Origin of the sequence: Chitinophaga ginsengisegetis, assembly GCF_900168065.1 — a bacterium.
Classification (GTDB): Bacteria; Bacteroidota; Bacteroidia; order Chitinophagales; family Chitinophagaceae; genus Chitinophaga; species Chitinophaga ginsengisegetis.
This window is the reverse complement of the sequence record NZ_FUZZ01000001.1, coordinates 3345820-3363907: the sequence shown is the minus strand read 5'-3', so window position 1 is coordinate 3363907 and position 18088 is coordinate 3345820. Positions and strand designations below refer to the sequence as shown.

The 18088-nt window shown below is 44.1% G+C and carries 13 protein-coding genes; 8 read left to right on the top strand and 5 right to left on the bottom strand.

The genetic code is table 11. The features are described from left to right. Positions 1-45 precede the first annotated feature (45 nt). Positions 46-1716, bottom strand: a complete 1671-nt coding sequence (locus B5Z18_RS13370; protein WP_079469828.1) for a hypothetical protein — start codon at positions 1714-1716, stop codon at positions 46-48. 118 nt (positions 1717-1834) lie between these two features. On the opposite strand from B5Z18_RS13370, the gene B5Z18_RS13365 reads away from it, so the two are divergent. Both B5Z18_RS13365 and B5Z18_RS13360 read left to right on the top strand, forming a co-directional pair. Further along, positions 1835-2797 carry a helix-turn-helix domain-containing protein gene (locus tag B5Z18_RS13365; protein ID WP_079469827.1) on the top strand — a complete coding sequence of 321 codons (963 nt, stop codon included), beginning with the start codon at positions 1835-1837 and terminating at the stop codon, positions 2795-2797. 113 nt (positions 2798-2910) lie between these two features. After that, a complete protein-coding gene (locus B5Z18_RS13360; protein WP_079469826.1) occupies positions 2911-3792 on the top strand; it encodes a hypothetical protein in 882 nt (293 codons plus the stop codon). A 737-nt stretch (positions 3793-4529) separates the two neighbouring features. Here the strand turns inward: B5Z18_RS13360 and B5Z18_RS13355 are convergent. Beyond that, complete coding sequence (locus B5Z18_RS13355; RefSeq protein ID WP_079469825.1) at positions 4530-4994, bottom strand: PepSY-like domain-containing protein; 465 nt, start codon at positions 4992-4994, stop codon at positions 4530-4532. Between the two features lie 257 nt (positions 4995-5251). On the opposite strand from B5Z18_RS13355, the gene ileS reads away from it, so the two are divergent. Both ileS and B5Z18_RS32705 read left to right on the top strand, forming a co-directional pair. Further along, complete coding sequence (gene ileS, locus B5Z18_RS13350) at positions 5252-8578, top strand: isoleucine--tRNA ligase (protein ID WP_079469824.1); 3327 nt, start codon at positions 5252-5254, stop codon at positions 8576-8578. A gap of 6 nt (positions 8579-8584) precedes the next feature. After that, complete coding sequence (locus tag B5Z18_RS32705) at positions 8585-9628, top strand: TraR/DksA C4-type zinc finger protein (RefSeq protein WP_111577035.1); 1044 nt, start codon at positions 8585-8587, stop codon at positions 9626-9628. Between the two features lie 76 nt (positions 9629-9704). Here B5Z18_RS32705 and B5Z18_RS13340 read toward each other — a convergent pair whose 3' ends face one another. Both B5Z18_RS13340 and B5Z18_RS13335 read right to left on the bottom strand, forming a co-directional pair. Next, on the bottom strand, positions 9705-11219 hold the full coding sequence (locus B5Z18_RS13340; protein WP_079469823.1) for a glycosyltransferase: 1515 nt from the start codon (positions 11217-11219) through the stop codon (positions 9705-9707). A gap of 216 nt (positions 11220-11435) precedes the next feature. Then, the gene (locus B5Z18_RS13335; protein ID WP_079469822.1) at positions 11436-13268 is read right to left on the bottom strand and encodes an ABC transporter ATP-binding protein; all 1833 of its coding nucleotides are present in this window, start codon (positions 13266-13268) and stop codon (positions 11436-11438) included. A gap of 197 nt (positions 13269-13465) precedes the next feature. On the opposite strand from B5Z18_RS13335, the gene rbfA reads away from it, so the two are divergent. Both rbfA and B5Z18_RS13325 read left to right on the top strand, forming a co-directional pair. Continuing rightward, positions 13466-13846: a 30S ribosome-binding factor RbfA gene (gene rbfA, locus B5Z18_RS13330; RefSeq protein ID WP_079469821.1), complete on the top strand. Its 381-nt coding sequence runs from the start codon at positions 13466-13468 to the stop codon at positions 13844-13846. Between the two features lie 43 nt (positions 13847-13889). Beyond that, complete coding sequence (locus B5Z18_RS13325) at positions 13890-15113, top strand: FtsX-like permease family protein (RefSeq protein ID WP_079469820.1); 1224 nt, start codon at positions 13890-13892, stop codon at positions 15111-15113. 81 nt (positions 15114-15194) lie between these two features. On the opposite strand, the gene B5Z18_RS13320 is transcribed toward B5Z18_RS13325, so the two are convergent. Further along, complete coding sequence (locus B5Z18_RS13320; protein WP_079469819.1) at positions 15195-16031, bottom strand: transketolase; 837 nt, start codon at positions 16029-16031, stop codon at positions 15195-15197. A gap of 162 nt (positions 16032-16193) precedes the next feature. Between B5Z18_RS13320 and B5Z18_RS13315 the strand changes: the two genes are divergently transcribed. Continuing rightward, positions 16194-17336: a glycosyltransferase family 4 protein gene (locus B5Z18_RS13315; protein WP_079469818.1), complete on the top strand. Its 1143-nt coding sequence runs from the start codon at positions 16194-16196 to the stop codon at positions 17334-17336. 107 nt (positions 17337-17443) lie between these two features. Then, positions 17444-18007 (top strand): ribosome recycling factor, encoded by a 564-nt coding sequence (gene frr, locus B5Z18_RS13310; RefSeq protein ID WP_079469817.1) that lies wholly within the window; start codon positions 17444-17446, stop codon positions 18005-18007. Positions 18008-18088 lie beyond the last annotated feature (81 nt).

Sequence of the window (18088 nt, the reverse complement as noted above, 5' to 3'; positions counted from 1 at the left end):
AAAGAAGGGCTGTTTTTATGTGGTGAGGATCCATCATTTTTTCCACTAGAGATTTCCTGCACCAGCAATGTCTTTTACGCCTGTAAATAAAGTTTTCCACACCAGGTTAAAAAAGGACTTTTGGATGTCCCGGGTGTAAGCAACATCCGCAGTACGGACTTTTTCATTTTTGGATGGGTTCTCTGAGTTGATTACCAATGCGTTAGCTACGAGACTAATGAGCCCTTTGCGTTTAAATCCATCGTGATCCTTATTTTGCTTTAAAACGGCAATTTTAAGATTTTGGTACAGCAGTTTTACATGGCCCTTCGCCCTTCGCTCATCTCCATTAATATTAAAGGTAAGATCCTGGATATCGCACGACCTGATCTCGATTTTCCCCATTGGCTGGGTGATAACGTTCAGATCTTTGCCGTTCATATTATTCAGCCGGCCGGAAACGCTAAAACTGCCGCCTTTATCGTTCAGCAGAAAATCAAACCGGGCGGTTAGTTTACCGCTTTTCATAAATATTGCATCAAAATCTGCTGTGAGGTGCCTGTTTTTGGCTACCATGCTATCAATATTGGTGATGTTACGGAACAAACCGTGTACATGACTGAAATTGATATACCCGGTTTGTTCCGTAACCGGGCTCAATTCTGTGTACCGGATATCGATGTTATTGCCGGTAAGCGTATCAATATTCACGGGGATTTTCAGCTTAGCCAGCAGCTGGTGGGGATATTGACCCAGTTTATTGCCGGGAGGCATAGGCATCATGCGGTTCCTGTAAATATCCAGTTTTCCGCTCTGGATATTTGCCCGCTCAGCCCAGATCTGCTGCTCCTGTAATAAAAGACGTGGATTAAGGTTGCGCAGGCTGATATCGTTAAATACCACTTCAAACCGGTCCTGCTGCACGCCGGTCTTTTTCTGGAAGGCGGCTTTATCATAACGGGGTTGCAATTCAAACTGGCTAATATTCACAGTGCGTTGGGCTGCGTCATACCGGATTCCGCGAACATACATCCAGTAAAGGCTATCCCGGGTTCTGTTCATATAGTCCTTCATCCCTATTTCGTAATTGCGGGCATATAAAAAACGGGTGGGATCATCCAGGGCTACCGAGTCTATCAGGAAATCATTGATTTGTACACTCAGGTTGTGGAATTGATGGATCACCCGGGACGAGTCTTTCCGGGTAAAAATATATTTGAAGTTGGTGCTGTCCAGTACCAGCTTACCTATAAAAATGGATTTCATTTTGGCAGAGATATTCTGGTAGGCTGTTTTCGGGGTGCTGGTATCTTTCACGGTGGCGTTTTGGTCCATAATGATACTGGGGCTGGTTACCTTGAGGATACCAGCGTTAAGGTCTTTCCCGAAAAAATAGCGCCAGGGCTTAAAGTATTTAAGTTCCAGCCGGTCCACGCTGATGGTGTAAATATCGGCCGGCGCCCGTTGTTGCGACAACAGGCGTTGATAAACAACGGAATCGGCCGTCATGCTGGCTTTGTTAATAGTTATACTGCCGGAAAGCACGTCCAGGTGCAGTTCTTCGAACTTAACGGTATAAAGACTGTCCGACAGATCGGTTACATAGCCCTGAAGCTCCTGTTTCAGCAGTTTATTCCAGTGTTGATTAAGATACCAGCCGGTACCCAGCACCAATAAGGTAAGTACACCGGCTACAATAAGTATGATCTTTACCAGTCTGCGGATATTTTTTGCCATCAGGGAAGCATAAACGAAATTTATACCAATAAGTGGGCTTTTTCAAGGGGAAAAGCAGGTGTGGGTTTGTAACTGTATTGTCAAAACGTATTTGTTTAAAAAACGAATCCCTAAATTTGTGACTTCTATAACAGCACGGCGTTTAAAAACAGATAAAGTGAAAGAAATACAGGAAATATTGTCTTTAGCCATTCCGCAGCCCGCGATGAGCGACCAGTTACAGCTGGCGGAGCAGGATAGTGTGTCAGTACCTGACTGTCTTGATTTTACGTTACAACGTTTTACCTACGATAAACCGTTACCTGTTGAAGATGTGGCGATGGTTATTTACCAGCCCGCCAAAAGGGGACAATCTGCCGCCATTGAGCTGCGGTATTGTGTTGCCGGCAGTAAATATTGTAAAAATCCTTCCTGTACTGATCAGCTTTGCTCGGAAGGCAAGAAGGAAGCCTGCAATGACAGGGTACCATCGGTAGACCTGATCACAGTTCGCTTCCAGCCTGCATTTATCCAGTCGCTGCAAAAGGGCACCACTACCTTTTCTTTATTTGAAAATCAGTCCCGCAAACCTTTTGTGAAAACCATCCAGCCCTGTACGAAGTCCAAATCCGTACTGGAAACAATGGTGCATCATGACTACGAGGGCATCCTGAAAAATATATTCCTGCAAAGCCGTGCGCTGGACCTGTTATTATACAGCTCCGACCAGTTTATGCAGAATGATACCGACGAACGCTATGGTTGCCGCTTCCTCACTCATCTGGAAGACCGCGAAAAAATAGAAAACGCCCGGGGTATCCTGTTGGAACAACTGGACTCTCCTATTACCATCAGGGATCTCGCCCGCCGGGTAGCCATGAACGAATGTTACCTGAAGAAAGGCTTCAAAGCCATGTATGGTACCACTATATATGATTATTTCCAGAAAGAAAGAATGGAAAAGGCCAAAGGGCTTTTGTATGAAAAAGGAATGTCTGTTTCTGAAGTAGCCATGCTGATGGGATATTCCTGTATTTCCCACTTCTCTACTGCCTTTAAAAAACACACCGGGCTGAAGCCCTGCGAACTGCTGTTGCGTTAAACACAGCTACTTCATTACTTCTACGCGTCACTGCTATGCTTTCCCTGTAAGGGAAATATCTCTGCGTTAAAAATAACGTAACTATATTTATATGATTTTTAAGTCATCTGTTTATGCCTAAAACAGATGATAAAATAGTACATATGTTGAATGACATCTATATATATGAAAACAGGGATCTTATCTATTTAAAGTTATATGAAAGAAAAGCCCGGCGTTTGAGCCTGAATCTTACCGTAATTGGTCCTGATCAATTGAAAGGCAACACCAGGTATGAGCAATTCCTGTCTCTTTATGAACACTATAGTGTCAACTCGGTTGAGTTTGAAGTAAGTTGTTTCGCCCGTTACTTCGCTATTGCGGAAGCTCATAAAAATGAGGATACTTTTATTCTTTCTGATTCAGATATTTACCTGGTGAATAACCTGCAGCATATCCGGGAAGATACATCCTTGCAAGGTGTATTTATTGGCAGTGAAGGTTTTTACGGAGAAGGTAGCGAACACCAGATTTCCCCGCATTTTTCGTTCTGGAATAAAGCGCTGATCAATAGTTTCACTGATTACCTGCTGGAGGTTTATAAGAGAAATAAACAAGATCATTTCCTGGCGAGGCATTACAAAATACAGCAGGAAAAGATAGGAAGAACGGCTATTTCAGACATGACCCTGCTCTATATGTGGGTAAAAGAGAAGGGTATTCCCTACTTGAATTCCAATGCCGTCGGCAGCTCGCTGGGTATTGACCATAACATTTCTTCTGTTTATAGCGAGAATGGCGTTTACCAGTCTTTTTGCAACAGGAAGGCGATTAAATTAAAGGGGGAAGCAGTGTATTGCAAGGCCACCGACGGAAAGGCCCAGGCGATGTCTGTATTGCATTTCCAGGGGGAGTACAAGCAGGTTTTGAAGTATTTCTACCAGGGGCGGTTAGCCAGGTTTTACTGGTTTACCATTTCCCGGGCGCTGAAAAGAAGTTTAAAGTCGGGCAAATGAGCCGGTATTTTCCCTTTTCGATCATTTGTTTTCCCGATTTGAAAAACGGAAGATAAAATATAGGTGTTTCTTTGTAACACGATAGGCAGATATCCATTTGCGTTTCCTATAAGCTTCCTTATCAGATTTGACCTTGGAAGAAGCTTGGCTGGCAAAAGTAAGTAAAGCCATAAATCATACTTGCATGAATATCAAACACCATTGAAGTGCAATATGCCAGAAAAGTTTCTACCAGATTTTATAAAGTCGTTCGCTTCTGCGGGCGACTTTTTTTGTTAGGGAAAAGTATTCTTCTGAAATGTAGTAGGAAATAGTGCTGCAAGTGCAAAAGCAGGTCTATTGGATAATAACCCGGATTATACCCGGAGATGAAATGATGATAAGTCATCGATAAGCCGTATCTCTATAGGTACAAGTTATCTACGGCTTAGATACGGGTTATATACGGCTTATCTACGGCTTATCCTATAATGGCGCCAGCCTGGCAGAACCTTACAGGTAGTACTAATGATACAGGATTAACTTTATATCCTTTTTGTTAAATGCAGTTTGAGCTTTACAGGTTTCCGATTTACGGGTTGTGGAATTTGCAGGTTCTACCGTTGGAAAAAATTCACATGTTGGGAAATGCGGGAGTGAGAAAAACAGATGTGAGGAGTCATAACAAATAAAAAACCCCGCCCAAAAGAGCAGGGTCTGTCCTATTTATCCCTATACCTATGAAATACTTGTTTGTGTTATTCAGTGATGGTACCAGCTTCATTCAGCAACACTGCCTTGTCCGTACCATTATCCTGAATATTGATTTTGTAGTATGAAGCTACATCTGATCTCTCAATTTTCCAGCCATCTTTTATGGTTGCTGCCGGATATTTTGTTTTCAGTGTACCAGCCACTGATTCCGGAAGATTTTGAGCATCATAAGCGCTTCTTGTGGCAACCCATTTGCCATCCGCATCATACTCTGCAATTGTGTTTATGTTGTCTTTTTGGAAACTTGCTGTCCAATGTCCTGCACTTGTCTTTGTCCACTTAGCAGCTGCTGTTCCCGCAAAATTCTGATCAAAAGAACTCTTAACTGCCTCAGGTGCTTGCACCGCTTTGGCAACTATCTTTGTTTTTTTAACTGATTTTTTTTGCTGTGCAAAAGTTATGCCGGAAGTGAATAGAACCGCGCAAAATATTAACGTCAACTTTTTCATATTTGATATGGTTTTTTCCGTTGGGTTAAAATTAACTACTAGGTTTTTCTAATTTCTTCCTGGCTAGTTAGCTAAAACAATGCCAAAAACGCAGTTTAGATACTCTTTATTGCAAATTACAAAAAAAACAATAAAAAATATTCAAAAAGCACAGTTTTTAGCAAAGATGGCCATTTAGGAGCCAGCGTATTTTCTTAACTTCGCACAATTTTAATCAATTATTGTCTAAATAACATCAAAGGGCGGGGAATTGTTTTATGTCCAGCAAATATCAGGAATATAACCAGTTGAATTTACCTCAGATAGAGAAAGATATACTGCAACACTGGGAGCAGCACCAGACTTTTGAAAAAAGTGTGGAAGTGCGCGAAGGCGCCACTCCTTTTGTTTTTTATGAAGGACCTCCAAGCGCCAATGGTTTACCGGGTATTCACCATGTTATTTCACGTACATTAAAAGACCTGGTGTGTCGCTATAAAACGATGCGTGGTTACCAGGTAAAGCGTAAAGGTGGGTGGGATACCCACGGTTTGCCGGTGGAACTGGGTGTTGAAAAAACTTTAGGGATTACCAAAGAAGATATAGGCAAGAAGATTTCTGTTGCTGAATATAATGATACCTGCCGCCGGGAGGTATTGAAGTATAAAGATATGTGGGATGACCTGACCCTGAAAATGGGATACTGGGTTGATCTGAAAGATCCATATATCACTTTTGAGAACAATTATATTGAAACACTCTGGTGGTGTCTTCAAACGCTTTATAAAAAAGGATTCCTGTATAAAAGTGTAAGTATCCAGCCTTACTCCCCTGCGGCGGGTACCGGTCTGAGCTCCCATGAGCTGAATCAGCCGGGCACCTATAAGGACGTAAAGGATACTACGGTTGTGGCGATGTTTAAGGCCCAAAAAGCAAGTAATTCTCAGTTTCTTTTTGATGCGGCAGGATCAGATGAGGTATTTTTCCTGGCCTGGACTACCACCCCGTGGACTTTACCATCAAATCTGGGTTTAACGGTAGGTGCTAATATAGAATATGTACTGGTAAACACTTTTAACCCATATACTCACCTGCCGGTGAATGTTGTAATGGCTAAAGTGCTGCTGGGTAAATACTTCAAGGCAGAAGGAGAAAACGGCGACTTTGCGGCATACCAGGAAGGCGATAAAGTGATTCCGTGGAAGATACTGACCAGCTTTAAGGGCAGTCAGCTCGAAAATATCCGTTACGAACAGTTATTACCATTTGCCCAGCCGGAAGAAGGCGACCCATTCCGTGTAATCCTCGGTGACTTTGTTACTACAGAAGATGGTACGGGTATCGTTCATACTGCTCCCGCTTTTGGCGCGGATGATAACCGGGTAGGTAAGAAATATGGTATTGGTATTTTAACGCTGGTAGACAGAACCGGTAAGTTTACAGAGAATGTTGGTGAATTTTCAGGCAGATATGTAAAGAATTATAAAGATGATCCCGATTACAAAGATGTAGACGTGGATATCGCCGTGAAGCTGAAGAAAGAAAACCGTGCATTTAAGGTAGAAAAGTACGAACATACCTATCCGCATTGCTGGCGTACTGATAAGCCGGTATTGTATTACCCGCTGGATGCGTGGTTTATAAAAACCACTGCGGTAAAAGACAGGATGGTAGAGTTGAATAAAACGATCAACTGGAAGCCGGCATCCACCGGTACCGGTCGTTTTGGCAACTGGTTGGAGAACATGGTGGACTGGAACCTCAGCCGTAGCCGTTACTGGGGTACGCCGTTGCCTATCTGGCGTACAGAAGACGGTACAGAAGAAATCTGTATCGGAGGTATTGAGGAACTGAATGCAGAAATCCGCAAGGCAAACCAGGTGTTGGGCGGAGATGTGAATAAGTCCTATCTCCATGAGGGCATCCTGGATCTGCATAAACCATATGTGGATGATATTATCCTGGTGAGCCCATCAGGCAAACCAATGCGTCGTGAACCTGATCTGGTGGATGTTTGGTTTGACAGCGGCGCGATGCCATATGCACAGTGGCATTATCCCTTTGAGAATAAAGAGCTGATAGATAAAGGACAGGCTTTCCCGGCTGATTTTATTGCTGAGGGCGTGGATCAAACCCGTGGCTGGTTCTATACTTTACACGCACTGGGCGTTATGCTGTTTGATAGCGTGGCGTATAAAACAGTAGTTTCCAACGGGTTAGTACTGGATGCGAAGGGGCAGAAAATGAGTAAACGCCTCGGCAACGTGGTGAATCCGTTTGAAACCATTGAAAAGTTTGGGGCAGATGCCACCCGTTGGTACCTGATCACCAATGCTTCACCCTGGGATAGTTTAAAGTTTGATGTAAAAGGTATAGGTGAAGCGCAGCGTAAATTGTTTGGCACCCTGTACAATACATACAATTTCTTTGCTATGTATGCAAATCTTGATAAGTTTACTTTCAGGGAAGCATATATTCCTTTAGAAGAACGTCCGGAAATTGACCGATGGATTATTTCCGTATTGAATACGCTGGTAAAAGATGTGACCAGTAGCTTCGACGATTACGAGCCTACACAGGCAGGCAGAGCGATAGAGCGTTTTGTGGATGAGCAGCTGAGTAACTGGTACGTGCGTTTGTGCCGTCGCCGGTTCTGGAAAGGGGACTATGAGCATGATAAGATCAGCGCTTACCAGACATTATACGAATGTTTGGAAAAAATTGCACAATTGATGGCCCCGGTTTCCCCATTTTTCACCGATTGGTTATTTAACAACCTGAACAGTGTGAGTGGCCTTAGCAAGGCAGCTTCCATCCATCACACTGATTTTCCTGTGATAAATGAAGGTGCGGTGGATATTGATCTGGAAGAAAGGATGCAGCTGGCGCAGGATATTTCCTCGCTGGTATTATCCTTGCGTAAAAAGGTGAACATTAAGGTTCGTCAGCCTTTGCAGAAGATTTTAATTCCGGTGGCAAATGGCAGAATGAAAGAGCAAATAGAATTGGTAGCCGACCTGATAAAAAGTGAGGTCAATGTCAAAGGGATTGATTATCTTACGGAAACGGAGGGTTTTATCAAGAAAAAGATTAAGCCTAACTTCAAGTCCCTCGGTGGTAAAATGGGAGCAAAGATGAAATCTGTAGCAGCCGCGATCAGCGCGTTTACAGAGGCAGAAATTACCACCATTGAGCGCGACGGCCATTTCAATCTGGTTGTAGAGGGAGAGCAGTTGCAAATCCAACTCTCTGACGTTGAAATCATTTCCGAAGATATTCCGGGATGGACAGTAGCTAATAAAGGCGCCTTAACGGTAGCGCTCGACATTACTATTACCCCCCAGTTACAGGATGAAGGAAATGCCAGGGAACTGGTAAACCGGATACAGAAAATCCGTAAGGATAGTGATTTTGCATTGACTGACAGAATTGACGTAACAGTTGAAAGTGTGGATACGCTCAAGTCGGCCATTGTGAACTATAATGATTATATTTGCACGGAAATTTTGGCAGATAGCCTGGAATTAGTGGAGCGATTACAAGATGGTACAGAAATAGAGGTAAACGACCTTAAATTTAATGTATTAGTTAACAAAAAAAGCTAATCCCCCATGGCAACAAAAAAGAAGGTTGCTAGTAAAACGACCCAGAAGGCGGCTCCGGCTAAGAAGACTGTAGCAAAGGCATCACCAGCGAAGAAAGCTGCTAAACCTGCTCCGGTAAAGAAAGCGGCGCCCGCTCCAAAGAAAGCAGCTGCAAAAGCAGCCCCTGCAAAGGCGGCTCCTAAAACAGCAGCAAAACCAGCAGCCGGAAAAGCCGTGGTAGCTAAAAGCACTGCCAAAAAAGCCGCTCCGGCGCCTAAAAAAGCAGTGAAAAAGGCCTCTGCCTTACCAAACAGTAAAACATCATCCGTCAAGAAAGTTGCTGTACCTGCGAAATCGACCGTTAAAAAAGAGCCTGCTGTAAAGCAGCAAGTGGTAACGAAAAGTGTTTCCGCTGGAAAAGAGAAACCATTTATTTCTAAGTCAGAAGAAAAAGAACTTAAAACGATGGCAGTAAAGAAAGCAGATACTAAGGTAGAAGTTGCTAAGGAAAAAGAATCCACAAAAAAAGCAGCGGAAAAGCCTGTTGTTAAGGCTGAAAAGTCAGTAAAGGCGGAAAGATCCGAGAAACCCGAAAAAACTGAAAAATCTGAGAAAAAAGGTGGAAAAGCTACCCTGGTAACTTACCAACCTGAATTCACCAAGTCAGTGCTGGATCAACCAGCGCAACCTACTGGTCCTGTATACAGATACAGTGATTCAGACCTGCAGGAGTTTAGAGAATTGATCCAAAAGAAGCTGGAATCAGCTAAAAAGGAGCTCATCTATCTGCAAGGCCTGATCACCCGTAAAGACGAGGCAGGTACTGACGATACAGAGAATAAATACATGAGTATGGAAGATGGCAGCGGCTCCCAGGAAAGAGAGCAACTGAACCAAATGGCCAGCCGTCAGATCCAGTTCATCGATCACCTGGAAAAAGCAATGATGCGTATTGAAAACAAAACCTATGGTATTTGCCGCGTAACCGGTAAACTCATAGATAAAGCACGCCTCAGAGCAGTTCCTCACGCCACCTTGAGCATTGAAGCCAAACTGGCTAAAAGTAAATAGTCTTAATAGTATTAAGACAGAAAAGGCGCAGCGGTTATCCGCTGCGCCTTTTCGTTTTATAGCTGAATGAATATTATCAACAGGCGGCCATCTCTTTTTTATTACGCATCTGCCGCACGGCCAGGTAAAGTAATCCTGCTCCGGCTAATCCTATCAGGCTGCCAACTCCAATATTACGCGCCTGCTTTTTACTGATAGCCGGTAGCTTGATTCCAAACTTTGCAGGACTGGCCTGCGCAATATCCAGCAATGGCGCTAATGATAAACCACTGATGATTTTATCGGCAACCTTTTCTACAACATTGCCGGGATACTGTGGACAAAAAGCAACGCCGATGCCGGCCTCGGTTAATAATTTGCTGTCCCGTTTTCCATCTCCCACATAAATGATATTCTGTGTATTAATATGATATTGCTGCGCGATGTAAGGATACATATTGCTCCGGGAATACTCGGCTCCTTTCATGAAATAATCTGCAATGGTAAACTCGCCGGTAGCCACGCTGTTCACCAGATGCAGCTTATTGGCAAATACGAAATCCATTCCCAGCTGATTCTTAATATGACGGGCAACAGTACCAAATCCATCGGTGATAAGACCAACAGCATAGCCTCTTTTTTTCAGCTCACGCACTATTTCGCGGATGCCGGGTACCAACGGAATAGCATCGGCTACTTCCAGCAGTTCTGCAATGTTGCGCCCTTCAAAAAGAGTAGCTTTTAAATGTAGTGTAGTTACTTCGCTATGTCCGGCAGATTCAATTTCCTGTAATCCTTCCTCCTGCCCAAAGGCCACTGCGGCCCACTGCATGTAATCTTGTGTAAACACCGCATGATCGAGGTTGAAGATGACCATCTTCTGTAATTTATCAATAGATTCCAGGATAGAGTACTCCATCTGCTCCCGGATCAGGTTAATATTTCCCAGTGTTTCGAGGTTTTCCTGTGGTATATTTTCCGCCTTGCGGAGAATGGTGCGGGATACTTCTCTCGACATTTTGCTCAGCTGTTCCCAGGTTTGCATAGCATTTTCCACCTTTCCGATATTGGCTTCTGTGATGCGCGCGCCCAGGTGATGCATATCTATCAGCAGGCCGATATCTACGCCATAATCATTTTCAAAATGCACACGGGAAAGGAAAGATTTACGTGCTGCAATCATACCGCTGAGTGGCTGCTGGAAATGCGCAATCTCGGGGAATAATATACTCAGCAGTGGCTTGGCCACCAATTGGGTGACCCTGCCTGCCTGCCTTTCAAAGTAGGATTTGACGAAGTCAGCTTCGTCTTTTTCGATAGGACCAGTTAATAGGTCTATAATATTGTCGGGGTAAGTCAGGATGTCGCCATCTACGTAGGCAATAATATCATGTTTGGCAGCCATCATACCTTCACGCATAGATATTCCTTTTCCGCGCTGGCTGCTGGTAATCACTCTCACATGTTCTTTCATCGCCTCTTCCACTGTGTTGTCTGTAGAATTATCATCTACCACAATGATCTCAATTTTCCGGGTTGTTTTCTTTACGGTTTTAATAACCTGGCGTATGGTAGCACCTTCGTTTAATACAGGAATTACGATAGATATCATAGGAGTTCGCTATGTTAAAGGTTAAAAAATAAGTGCTGCAAAGAGCTGGTGTTGGCATTGTCAGGGCGCTTCAATAACAAAAACCGTACCTGTTACGGTTTTTTGGGAAGAAGAAAATGTTATGGAAAGCCATGTGGAGATGGATAAAACGCAACACGTTCCACTTTTTGAGCGGAACGTGCAATATTGCGTATATGCTTTAACGTTAGGATTCCTTTATTTAAATTCCTGCATTTCCACCAGTTTGTGATAGATGCCATGCTGCTTCAGCAATGCATCGTGGGTACCACGTTCTTTGATTTCTCCCTGGTCCATTACAATGATTTCACTGGCATGTTGTATGGTACTCAACCGGTGTGCGATTACAATGGTGGTGCGGTTTTGCATGAGCTTATCCAGCGCTGCCTGTACCAGTTTTTCGGACTCCGTATCCAGTGCGGAAGTGGCTTCATCCAATATGAGAATAGGAGGATTTTTGAAAATAGCGCGTGCAATGGTAAGGCGTTGACGCTGGCCCCCGCTGAGTTTCAGCCCGCGGTCGCCAATAATGGTGTCATAACCGTTGTCCAGCTGTTCAATAAATTCATGTGCATTGGCAATTTTTGCAGCGGTTATAATGGCCTCCCTGTCGGCCTTTGGCTGACCAAAGGCAATATTGTTCAGTACTGTATCATTAAAGAGAATGGCTTCCTGCGATACAACACCGATCAGGCTGCGGAGGTCGTGTACTTTCAGGTCGCGTATATCGGTACCGTCTATACGAATGGCACCTTCATTTACATCATAGAAGCGTGGTAAAATATCGGCCATCGTGGATTTGCCCGCACCACTGCGGCCAACAAGCGCTATCATCTGCCCCTTATTAATAGTAAGCCGGATGTGCTTCAGCACATATTGCTGTTCGTATTTAAAGGAAACATCATCGTATTCCACGCTGCTATTAAACCCGCTCACAGCGCGTGCATCAGGCTTTTCGTGGATGGCGACCGGTGCATCCAGAATTTTGAAAATCCTTTCACTGGCCACCATTCCTTTTTGTATAGTAGTAATGGAAGTAGATACGTTTTTTGCAGGCTGCATGATCTGTGAGTAGAAAACAAGATAGGTCATGAAGGTAGCGCCGGTAAGCAGTTCGCTGCCCGATAATACGAGGCTTCCTCCATAGATCACGAGGATAACGATAACGATTACCCCAAGTATTTCAGAAATAGGAGAAGCCAGTTCGCGCTGGTTGTACATCGACTTACTCACTTTCACAAACCGGGTGTTTACCTCACCGAATTTATTTTTCATGAAACGCTCTGCAGTAAAGGATTGTATGATCCGGATACCGCTCAGTGTTTCTTCTGTTACTGAAAGGATTTTTCCCAGCAGGTCCTGGCTGAATTTACCTTTTAGTTTTAATTTTTTGGATACATAAGATATCAGTAAACCGGAGATAGGAAAGAATACGATGGTGAACAGGGTGAGTTTTACAGAGAGATAGAACAGCGCTGCGAAGTAGCCGATTATAATGAATGGATCGCGCAGCAGTGTTTGTATGGCGTTGATCACACTGTTTTCAATTTCCTGTACATCGTTGGTCATGGAAGAAAGCAGATCTCCTTTTTGCTGATCGCTGTAAAATGATAATGATTGTTGCGTGAATTTTTCATAGAGGCGTATACGTAGCCTGGACAGGACGGTCATTTTAAGCCGTACCATTACCCTGGCACTCATGTAGCGGCCAAAGTTGGCGATCACGATACACACGCCTATCACTGCACAAACAAAGTACAGGGCGCTTTGTTTGGAGCCGCTGGCCCTGATGAAATTGTAGAAATAGTAGTTGAACAGGTCAATGAAGTAGTTAATAGAGAAGGTGAAATGTGGTTCCGGCAGTGCCTGGGGAATTTCTCCCACCTGGTTAAAAATAACGGTCAGTAGTGGAATCAGCATTGCAAAATTGACCATACCGAATATGATACCTATAAAAGTATATATCACATATTCGGGCAGATAATGGTGCAAAGGTGTGGCAAATCGTAGTAATCGCTTGAATGTCTTCATTCCTGGTAGTCTGTTTAACTTGCTGGCAAAAATAGCATAATTAAGGTATGAGGGGGTGTAAATGCGGCTATTCTTTGCCGGAAATGGTTAATTTCGCAACTGACGGGCTGCTGGCAGCCGGTTATGGTTTGGCGGGGCGGGGTAATTATGTTATTATCGTACGCAGACTGTTTTACTAACGATTAAAACTGAATGAGATGCAGGAAACTAAAAGGCAGAAACAAATAGGACAACTTGTGCAGCAGGAGCTGAGTGGTATTTTTCAGCGGTTGGGATTTAACGTGGTGGATGGGGGAATGATATCTGTTGCTGCCGTGAAGATGACCCCAGACCTGCTGGAAGCGAAGGTATACCTGAGTATGTTCCAGATCAAAGCTCCTTCTGAGATGCTGGAGCGGATCAAGGAAAGAATGGGTGAAATCAAGAAGTTACTCGGAATAGGATTAGGTAAACAATTGCGCAGAATCCCCGAGCTGAGCTTCTTTTTGGATGATACCCTTGACTATGTGTTTAAGATGGAAGAATTGTTTAAGAAGATCAAGGAAGATGACGCCAACATTAAGGATGGCAAGAAATAAGGGTTACGGATTCTTTATTCTTCATTCGTAATTCTACAAATACATGGTTTGGCAATTTGCTTCCCGTTACTTCCGGGCAAAAAAATCTACCAATGCTATCAATATCATTGCCTGGGTAAGTGTGGCGGCAATTGCAGTTGGGACAGGCGCCCTCATTGTGATACTGAGTGTATTCAACGGCTTTGAGGGCCTGGTAAAATCCCTTTACTCCTCTTTTTATCCCGCGGTGAAGATTGCGCCGGTTACCGGTAAAACAATTATCCTTACGCCTGCGCAGTTGCAGCAAATAGCAGCGGTGCCGGGTGTGGCCCATTTCTCCCGGGTAATTGAAGAGAAGGCGGTGCTGCGCTACGGTGACGAGCCTACGATTGCAGTGTTGAAGGGCGTTGACAGCAGTTACAATTATGTTACGGATGTGAAAAGCAACATTATCCGGGGACGTTTTGACACCGGCGACAGTGTCGCTTACCGGGCGGTGCTGGGGTTAGAGCTGGAAGGCGCGCTGGGCGTGGATGTAGTGCATAGTATTGCACCTGTTACGGTATATCTTCCCCGCAGGAATGTGAATGCTTTTGTAACCCCTGAGGATGCGCTGAACAATGGCGTTTTGTATCCTGCCGGAACTTTTGCTATTCAGCAGGAGTTTAACAGCAAGTATGTTATTACAAACATTGAATTTTTAAGGGGCCTGTTGCAGATGGGGGACGATGAGATGTCGTCGCTGGAAATCGGGACACGGGCAGGGATAAACGATAAAGAACTGAAAGTGCAACTTGAAAAGTTGCTGGGGAGCCATTACAAAGTGCAAACCCGGTATGAGCAGAATCAATCGCTGTATGCCATTATGCAAACGGAGAAGTGGGCGGTATACGTGATACTTAGCTTTATTATGATCATTGCCGCTTTTAATATGATTGGCTCTTTGTACATGCTGGTGATAGAAAAGCAAAAAGATATTACGATCCTGAAGGCAATGGGTGCGCGTAAATCATTGATTATGCGCATCTTCCTGGCAGAAGGACTGATCATTGCAGGGATAGGAACCGCGCTGGGCTTTGGTTTGGGCATCACCTTTTGTGTGTTGCAACAGCATTTTGGTATTATTAAGCTGGAGGGAACCTCTTTCCTGGTGGATTCATACCCGGTGAGTATGCATGCGGCAGATTTCCTGCTGGTGTTTGTTACGATTATAGTGATAGGTGTGGCTGCCAGCTGGTATCCGGCGAGAAGAGCGGCGGTGGAAGCGATAACACTGAAGGCCACCTGATAAGGACCTGATTAAAAATATTAAAAAAGGAGGAGCATGAATTCATGCTCCTCCTTTTTTAATATTTTTAAGTAACTACAATTAATAGTCGCCTAATGTTTCTGGTAACTGAGCCAGTGCTTTGGCGAGTTGTTCGTCACTTGGAGCGATACCATGCCATTCGTGGTGGCCTTCCATGAAGTCAACACCCTGACCCATAACGGTTTTCATGATAATAGCAATGGGTTTACCCTGACCGGTAAGGCTTTTGGCTTTTTCCAGTGTGGCAACAACATCATCCATATCGTTACCATTCATGTGCAGAACGAGCCATCCGAATACTTCGAATTTAGCGCCTACATCACCGAGGCCGGCAACATCATCTGTAGTTCCATCAATTTGCTGACCATTCAGATCAACGGTGATGATAAGATTATCTACTTTATGATGAGGAGCAAACATTACGGATTCCCATATTTGTCCTTCTTCCAGCTCACCGTCTCCGTGCAGGGAGAATACCAGGTTTTTATCGTTATTGAGTTTTTTAGCGAGCGCTGCGCCTATTGCCACGCTCATGCCCTGGCCCAGGGAGCCGGAAGCGATGCGTACGCCCGGTAAGTGTTCGTGGGTGGTGGGGTGGCCCTGCAGGCGGGAGTTCAGCTTACGGAAAGTGCTCAGTTCCTGTACGGGGAAGTAGCCAGAACGGGCCAGTGCGCTATAGAACACTGGTGAAATATGTCCATTGGACAGGAAGAACAAGTCCTGGTTCTTACCATCCATATCAAAAGGTTCCGGTTTGTGATCCATTACCTTGAAATACAATGCAGTCAGAAAGTCGGCGCAACCTAATGAACCTCCGGGGTGACCGCTTTGAACGCCATGTACCATCCGTACAATATCTCTCCTTACCTGAGTAGCAATATCTTTGAGCTGTGGCATGATAGTTGTTAATTTTTGTGCCGCAAAACTAATAGAATTTCGTAGAATTTGTGGCTGTTGAATGTTTTTTTGCGATCTCAAAGTATTAAAAAAGTTGATTTTTTTAACGTTTCTTTTCACATTTCGTTGAAATTAATATCTTTGCACAATTAAGCCCCACTAATGGAGAATGTATTAATTGCTACCGTCCTAAGTTTTGTTGTTACCTATTTTTCTATTCCAATACTGATTAGAGTGGCGGAATTAAAGCATTTATACGACGAACCGGACGAAAGAAAGACGCATAAACAGCGTATACCAACGCTCGGAGGAATCGGTTTTTTCTCCGGATTTATAATTGCCACTGCTATCTGCGTACCCGCGTTAGCCAACTCGCCATTTCAATACATGATGGCGGCGTTCTTTATCATTTTCATGGTAGGTATGAAAGATGATATCGTAGGGCTGTCTCCGTTAAAGAAATTAATCGGGCAGCTGGCAGCCTCTTTCGCTATTATCTACCTGGGCAATCTGCAGATTACAAGCATGTATGGCTTCATGGGCATTTATGCTATGCCTCCCAATATCAGCCTGATGCTGACCTATTTCACTTTTATTGTGGTAATCAATGCTTTCAACCTGATAGACGGGGTAGATGGTCATGCCGGCAGCATCGGATTGCTGGTAAGTGCCGTACTGGGGGCTTATTTTCTGCATGTAGGTGAAATCACTTATGCAGTCATTGGTTTTGCACTGGCAGGTGGACTGGCCAGTTTTCTTATATATAATATTTCCCCCGCCCGCATTTTTATGGGTGATACGGGATCCTTACTGATAGGATTGGTAAATGCGGTGCTGGTGCTGAAATTCATTGATGTGGCAGGGAACCCGGCCGGTAAGATGCCAATCGGAGCTACACCAGCTGTGGCTTTTGCCATTCTGATCGTACCTTTATTTGATACTTTACGCGTATTCGCTGTTCGTATGTTACAGGGAAGATCTCCTTTCACTGCCGACAGAAACCATATCCATCACTACCTGCTGGACCTGAAGCTCAATCACAGGCAAACCACGCTGGTTTCCGTAGCCATTAATGCTACCTACATACTTGGTGCATTTGTGCTGCAGGGAATGGGCGCTACCTGGTTGTTAATGGTTGTAATAGGTTCTGCTACCTTTTTTACAGGAATATTATACCTGGCACGCCGGAAGAAACTGGCTGTGAAAGCTATACCAGAACCGGTAGTACAGCCAGCAGCGGCAACAGCAAAAGAAGCCACCAAAATATTGCGTGTTACAACAGAGGGTGTATTACAAGATAAATAATCCTTTTGTTGTGGTTATTTGTAAGCATTTCTACTTCCATTATCAGGGCGTTGCTTTGACGATTAAAAGAAAACCTGTAGGTTTGCACGCACTTAACTATTTATGTTATGCAAGATGATCTAACGCTTATCATTGATGAGGCAGCGGACTCGATGAAGAAAGCTATCGGGCACCTGGAATTGGAACTTACAAAAATCAGAGCCGGGAAAGCCAATCCGCAAATACTGGATGGTATCTTTGTTGACTATTATGGCGCACCAACTGCACTAAACCAGGTAGCTAACGTAAGCATTGCAGATGCCCGTACCCTGACCATTCAGCCCTGGGAAAAAAACATGCTGCAACCTATTGAAAGAGCCATTATTGCATCTAATATTGGTCTCAATCCACAAAACGACGGGGTTATCATCCGTTTATTCCTCCCGCCATTAACCGAAGAACGCAGGAAAGAATTTGTGAAAAAGGTGAATAACGAAGGCGAACAGGCAAAAGTAGCCATCAGGAATATCCGCAGGGATGCTATTGAAGCAGTTAAAAAATTGCAGAAAGACGGTTTAAGTGAAGATACTGCCAAGGATGCAGAAGCCGATATCCAGCAATTAACCGACAAGCACATTACGCTGATCGATAAACACTGCGAAGTAAAAGAGAAAGAAATTATGGCTATTTAAGAGTTTTATAGCCTGAAAATATAACAGCGGAGATATTAACGGATGCTGATCCGGTTAATATCTCCGCTGCTTTTTTAGCAG

Coding starts and splice junctions, on each gene's coding strand:
- B5Z18_RS13370 (WP_079469828.1), bottom strand. CDS start 1,716: ATGGCAAAAAATATCCGCAGACTGGTAAAGATCATACTTATTGTAGCC.
- B5Z18_RS13360 (WP_079469826.1), top strand. CDS start 2,911: ATGCCTAAAACAGATGATAAAATAGTACATATGTTGAATGACATCTAT.
- B5Z18_RS13355 (WP_079469825.1), bottom strand. CDS start 4,994: ATGAAAAAGTTGACGTTAATATTTTGCGCGGTTCTATTCACTTCCGGC.
- ileS (WP_079469824.1), top strand. CDS start 5,252: ATGTCCAGCAAATATCAGGAATATAACCAGTTGAATTTACCTCAGATA.
- B5Z18_RS32705 (WP_111577035.1), top strand. CDS start 8,585: ATGGCAACAAAAAAGAAGGTTGCTAGTAAAACGACCCAGAAGGCGGCT.
- B5Z18_RS13340 (WP_079469823.1), bottom strand. CDS start 11,219: ATGATATCTATCGTAATTCCTGTATTAAACGAAGGTGCTACCATACGC.
- B5Z18_RS13335 (WP_079469822.1), bottom strand. CDS start 13,268: ATGAAGACATTCAAGCGATTACTACGATTTGCCACACCTTTGCACCAT.
- rbfA (WP_079469821.1), top strand. CDS start 13,466: ATGCAGGAAACTAAAAGGCAGAAACAAATAGGACAACTTGTGCAGCAG.
- B5Z18_RS13325 (WP_079469820.1), top strand. CDS start 13,890: ATGGTTTGGCAATTTGCTTCCCGTTACTTCCGGGCAAAAAAATCTACC.
- B5Z18_RS13320 (WP_079469819.1), bottom strand. CDS start 16,031: ATGCCACAGCTCAAAGATATTGCTACTCAGGTAAGGAGAGATATTGTA.
- B5Z18_RS13315 (WP_079469818.1), top strand. CDS start 16,194: ATGGAGAATGTATTAATTGCTACCGTCCTAAGTTTTGTTGTTACCTAT.
- frr (WP_079469817.1), top strand. CDS start 17,444: ATGCAAGATGATCTAACGCTTATCATTGATGAGGCAGCGGACTCGATG.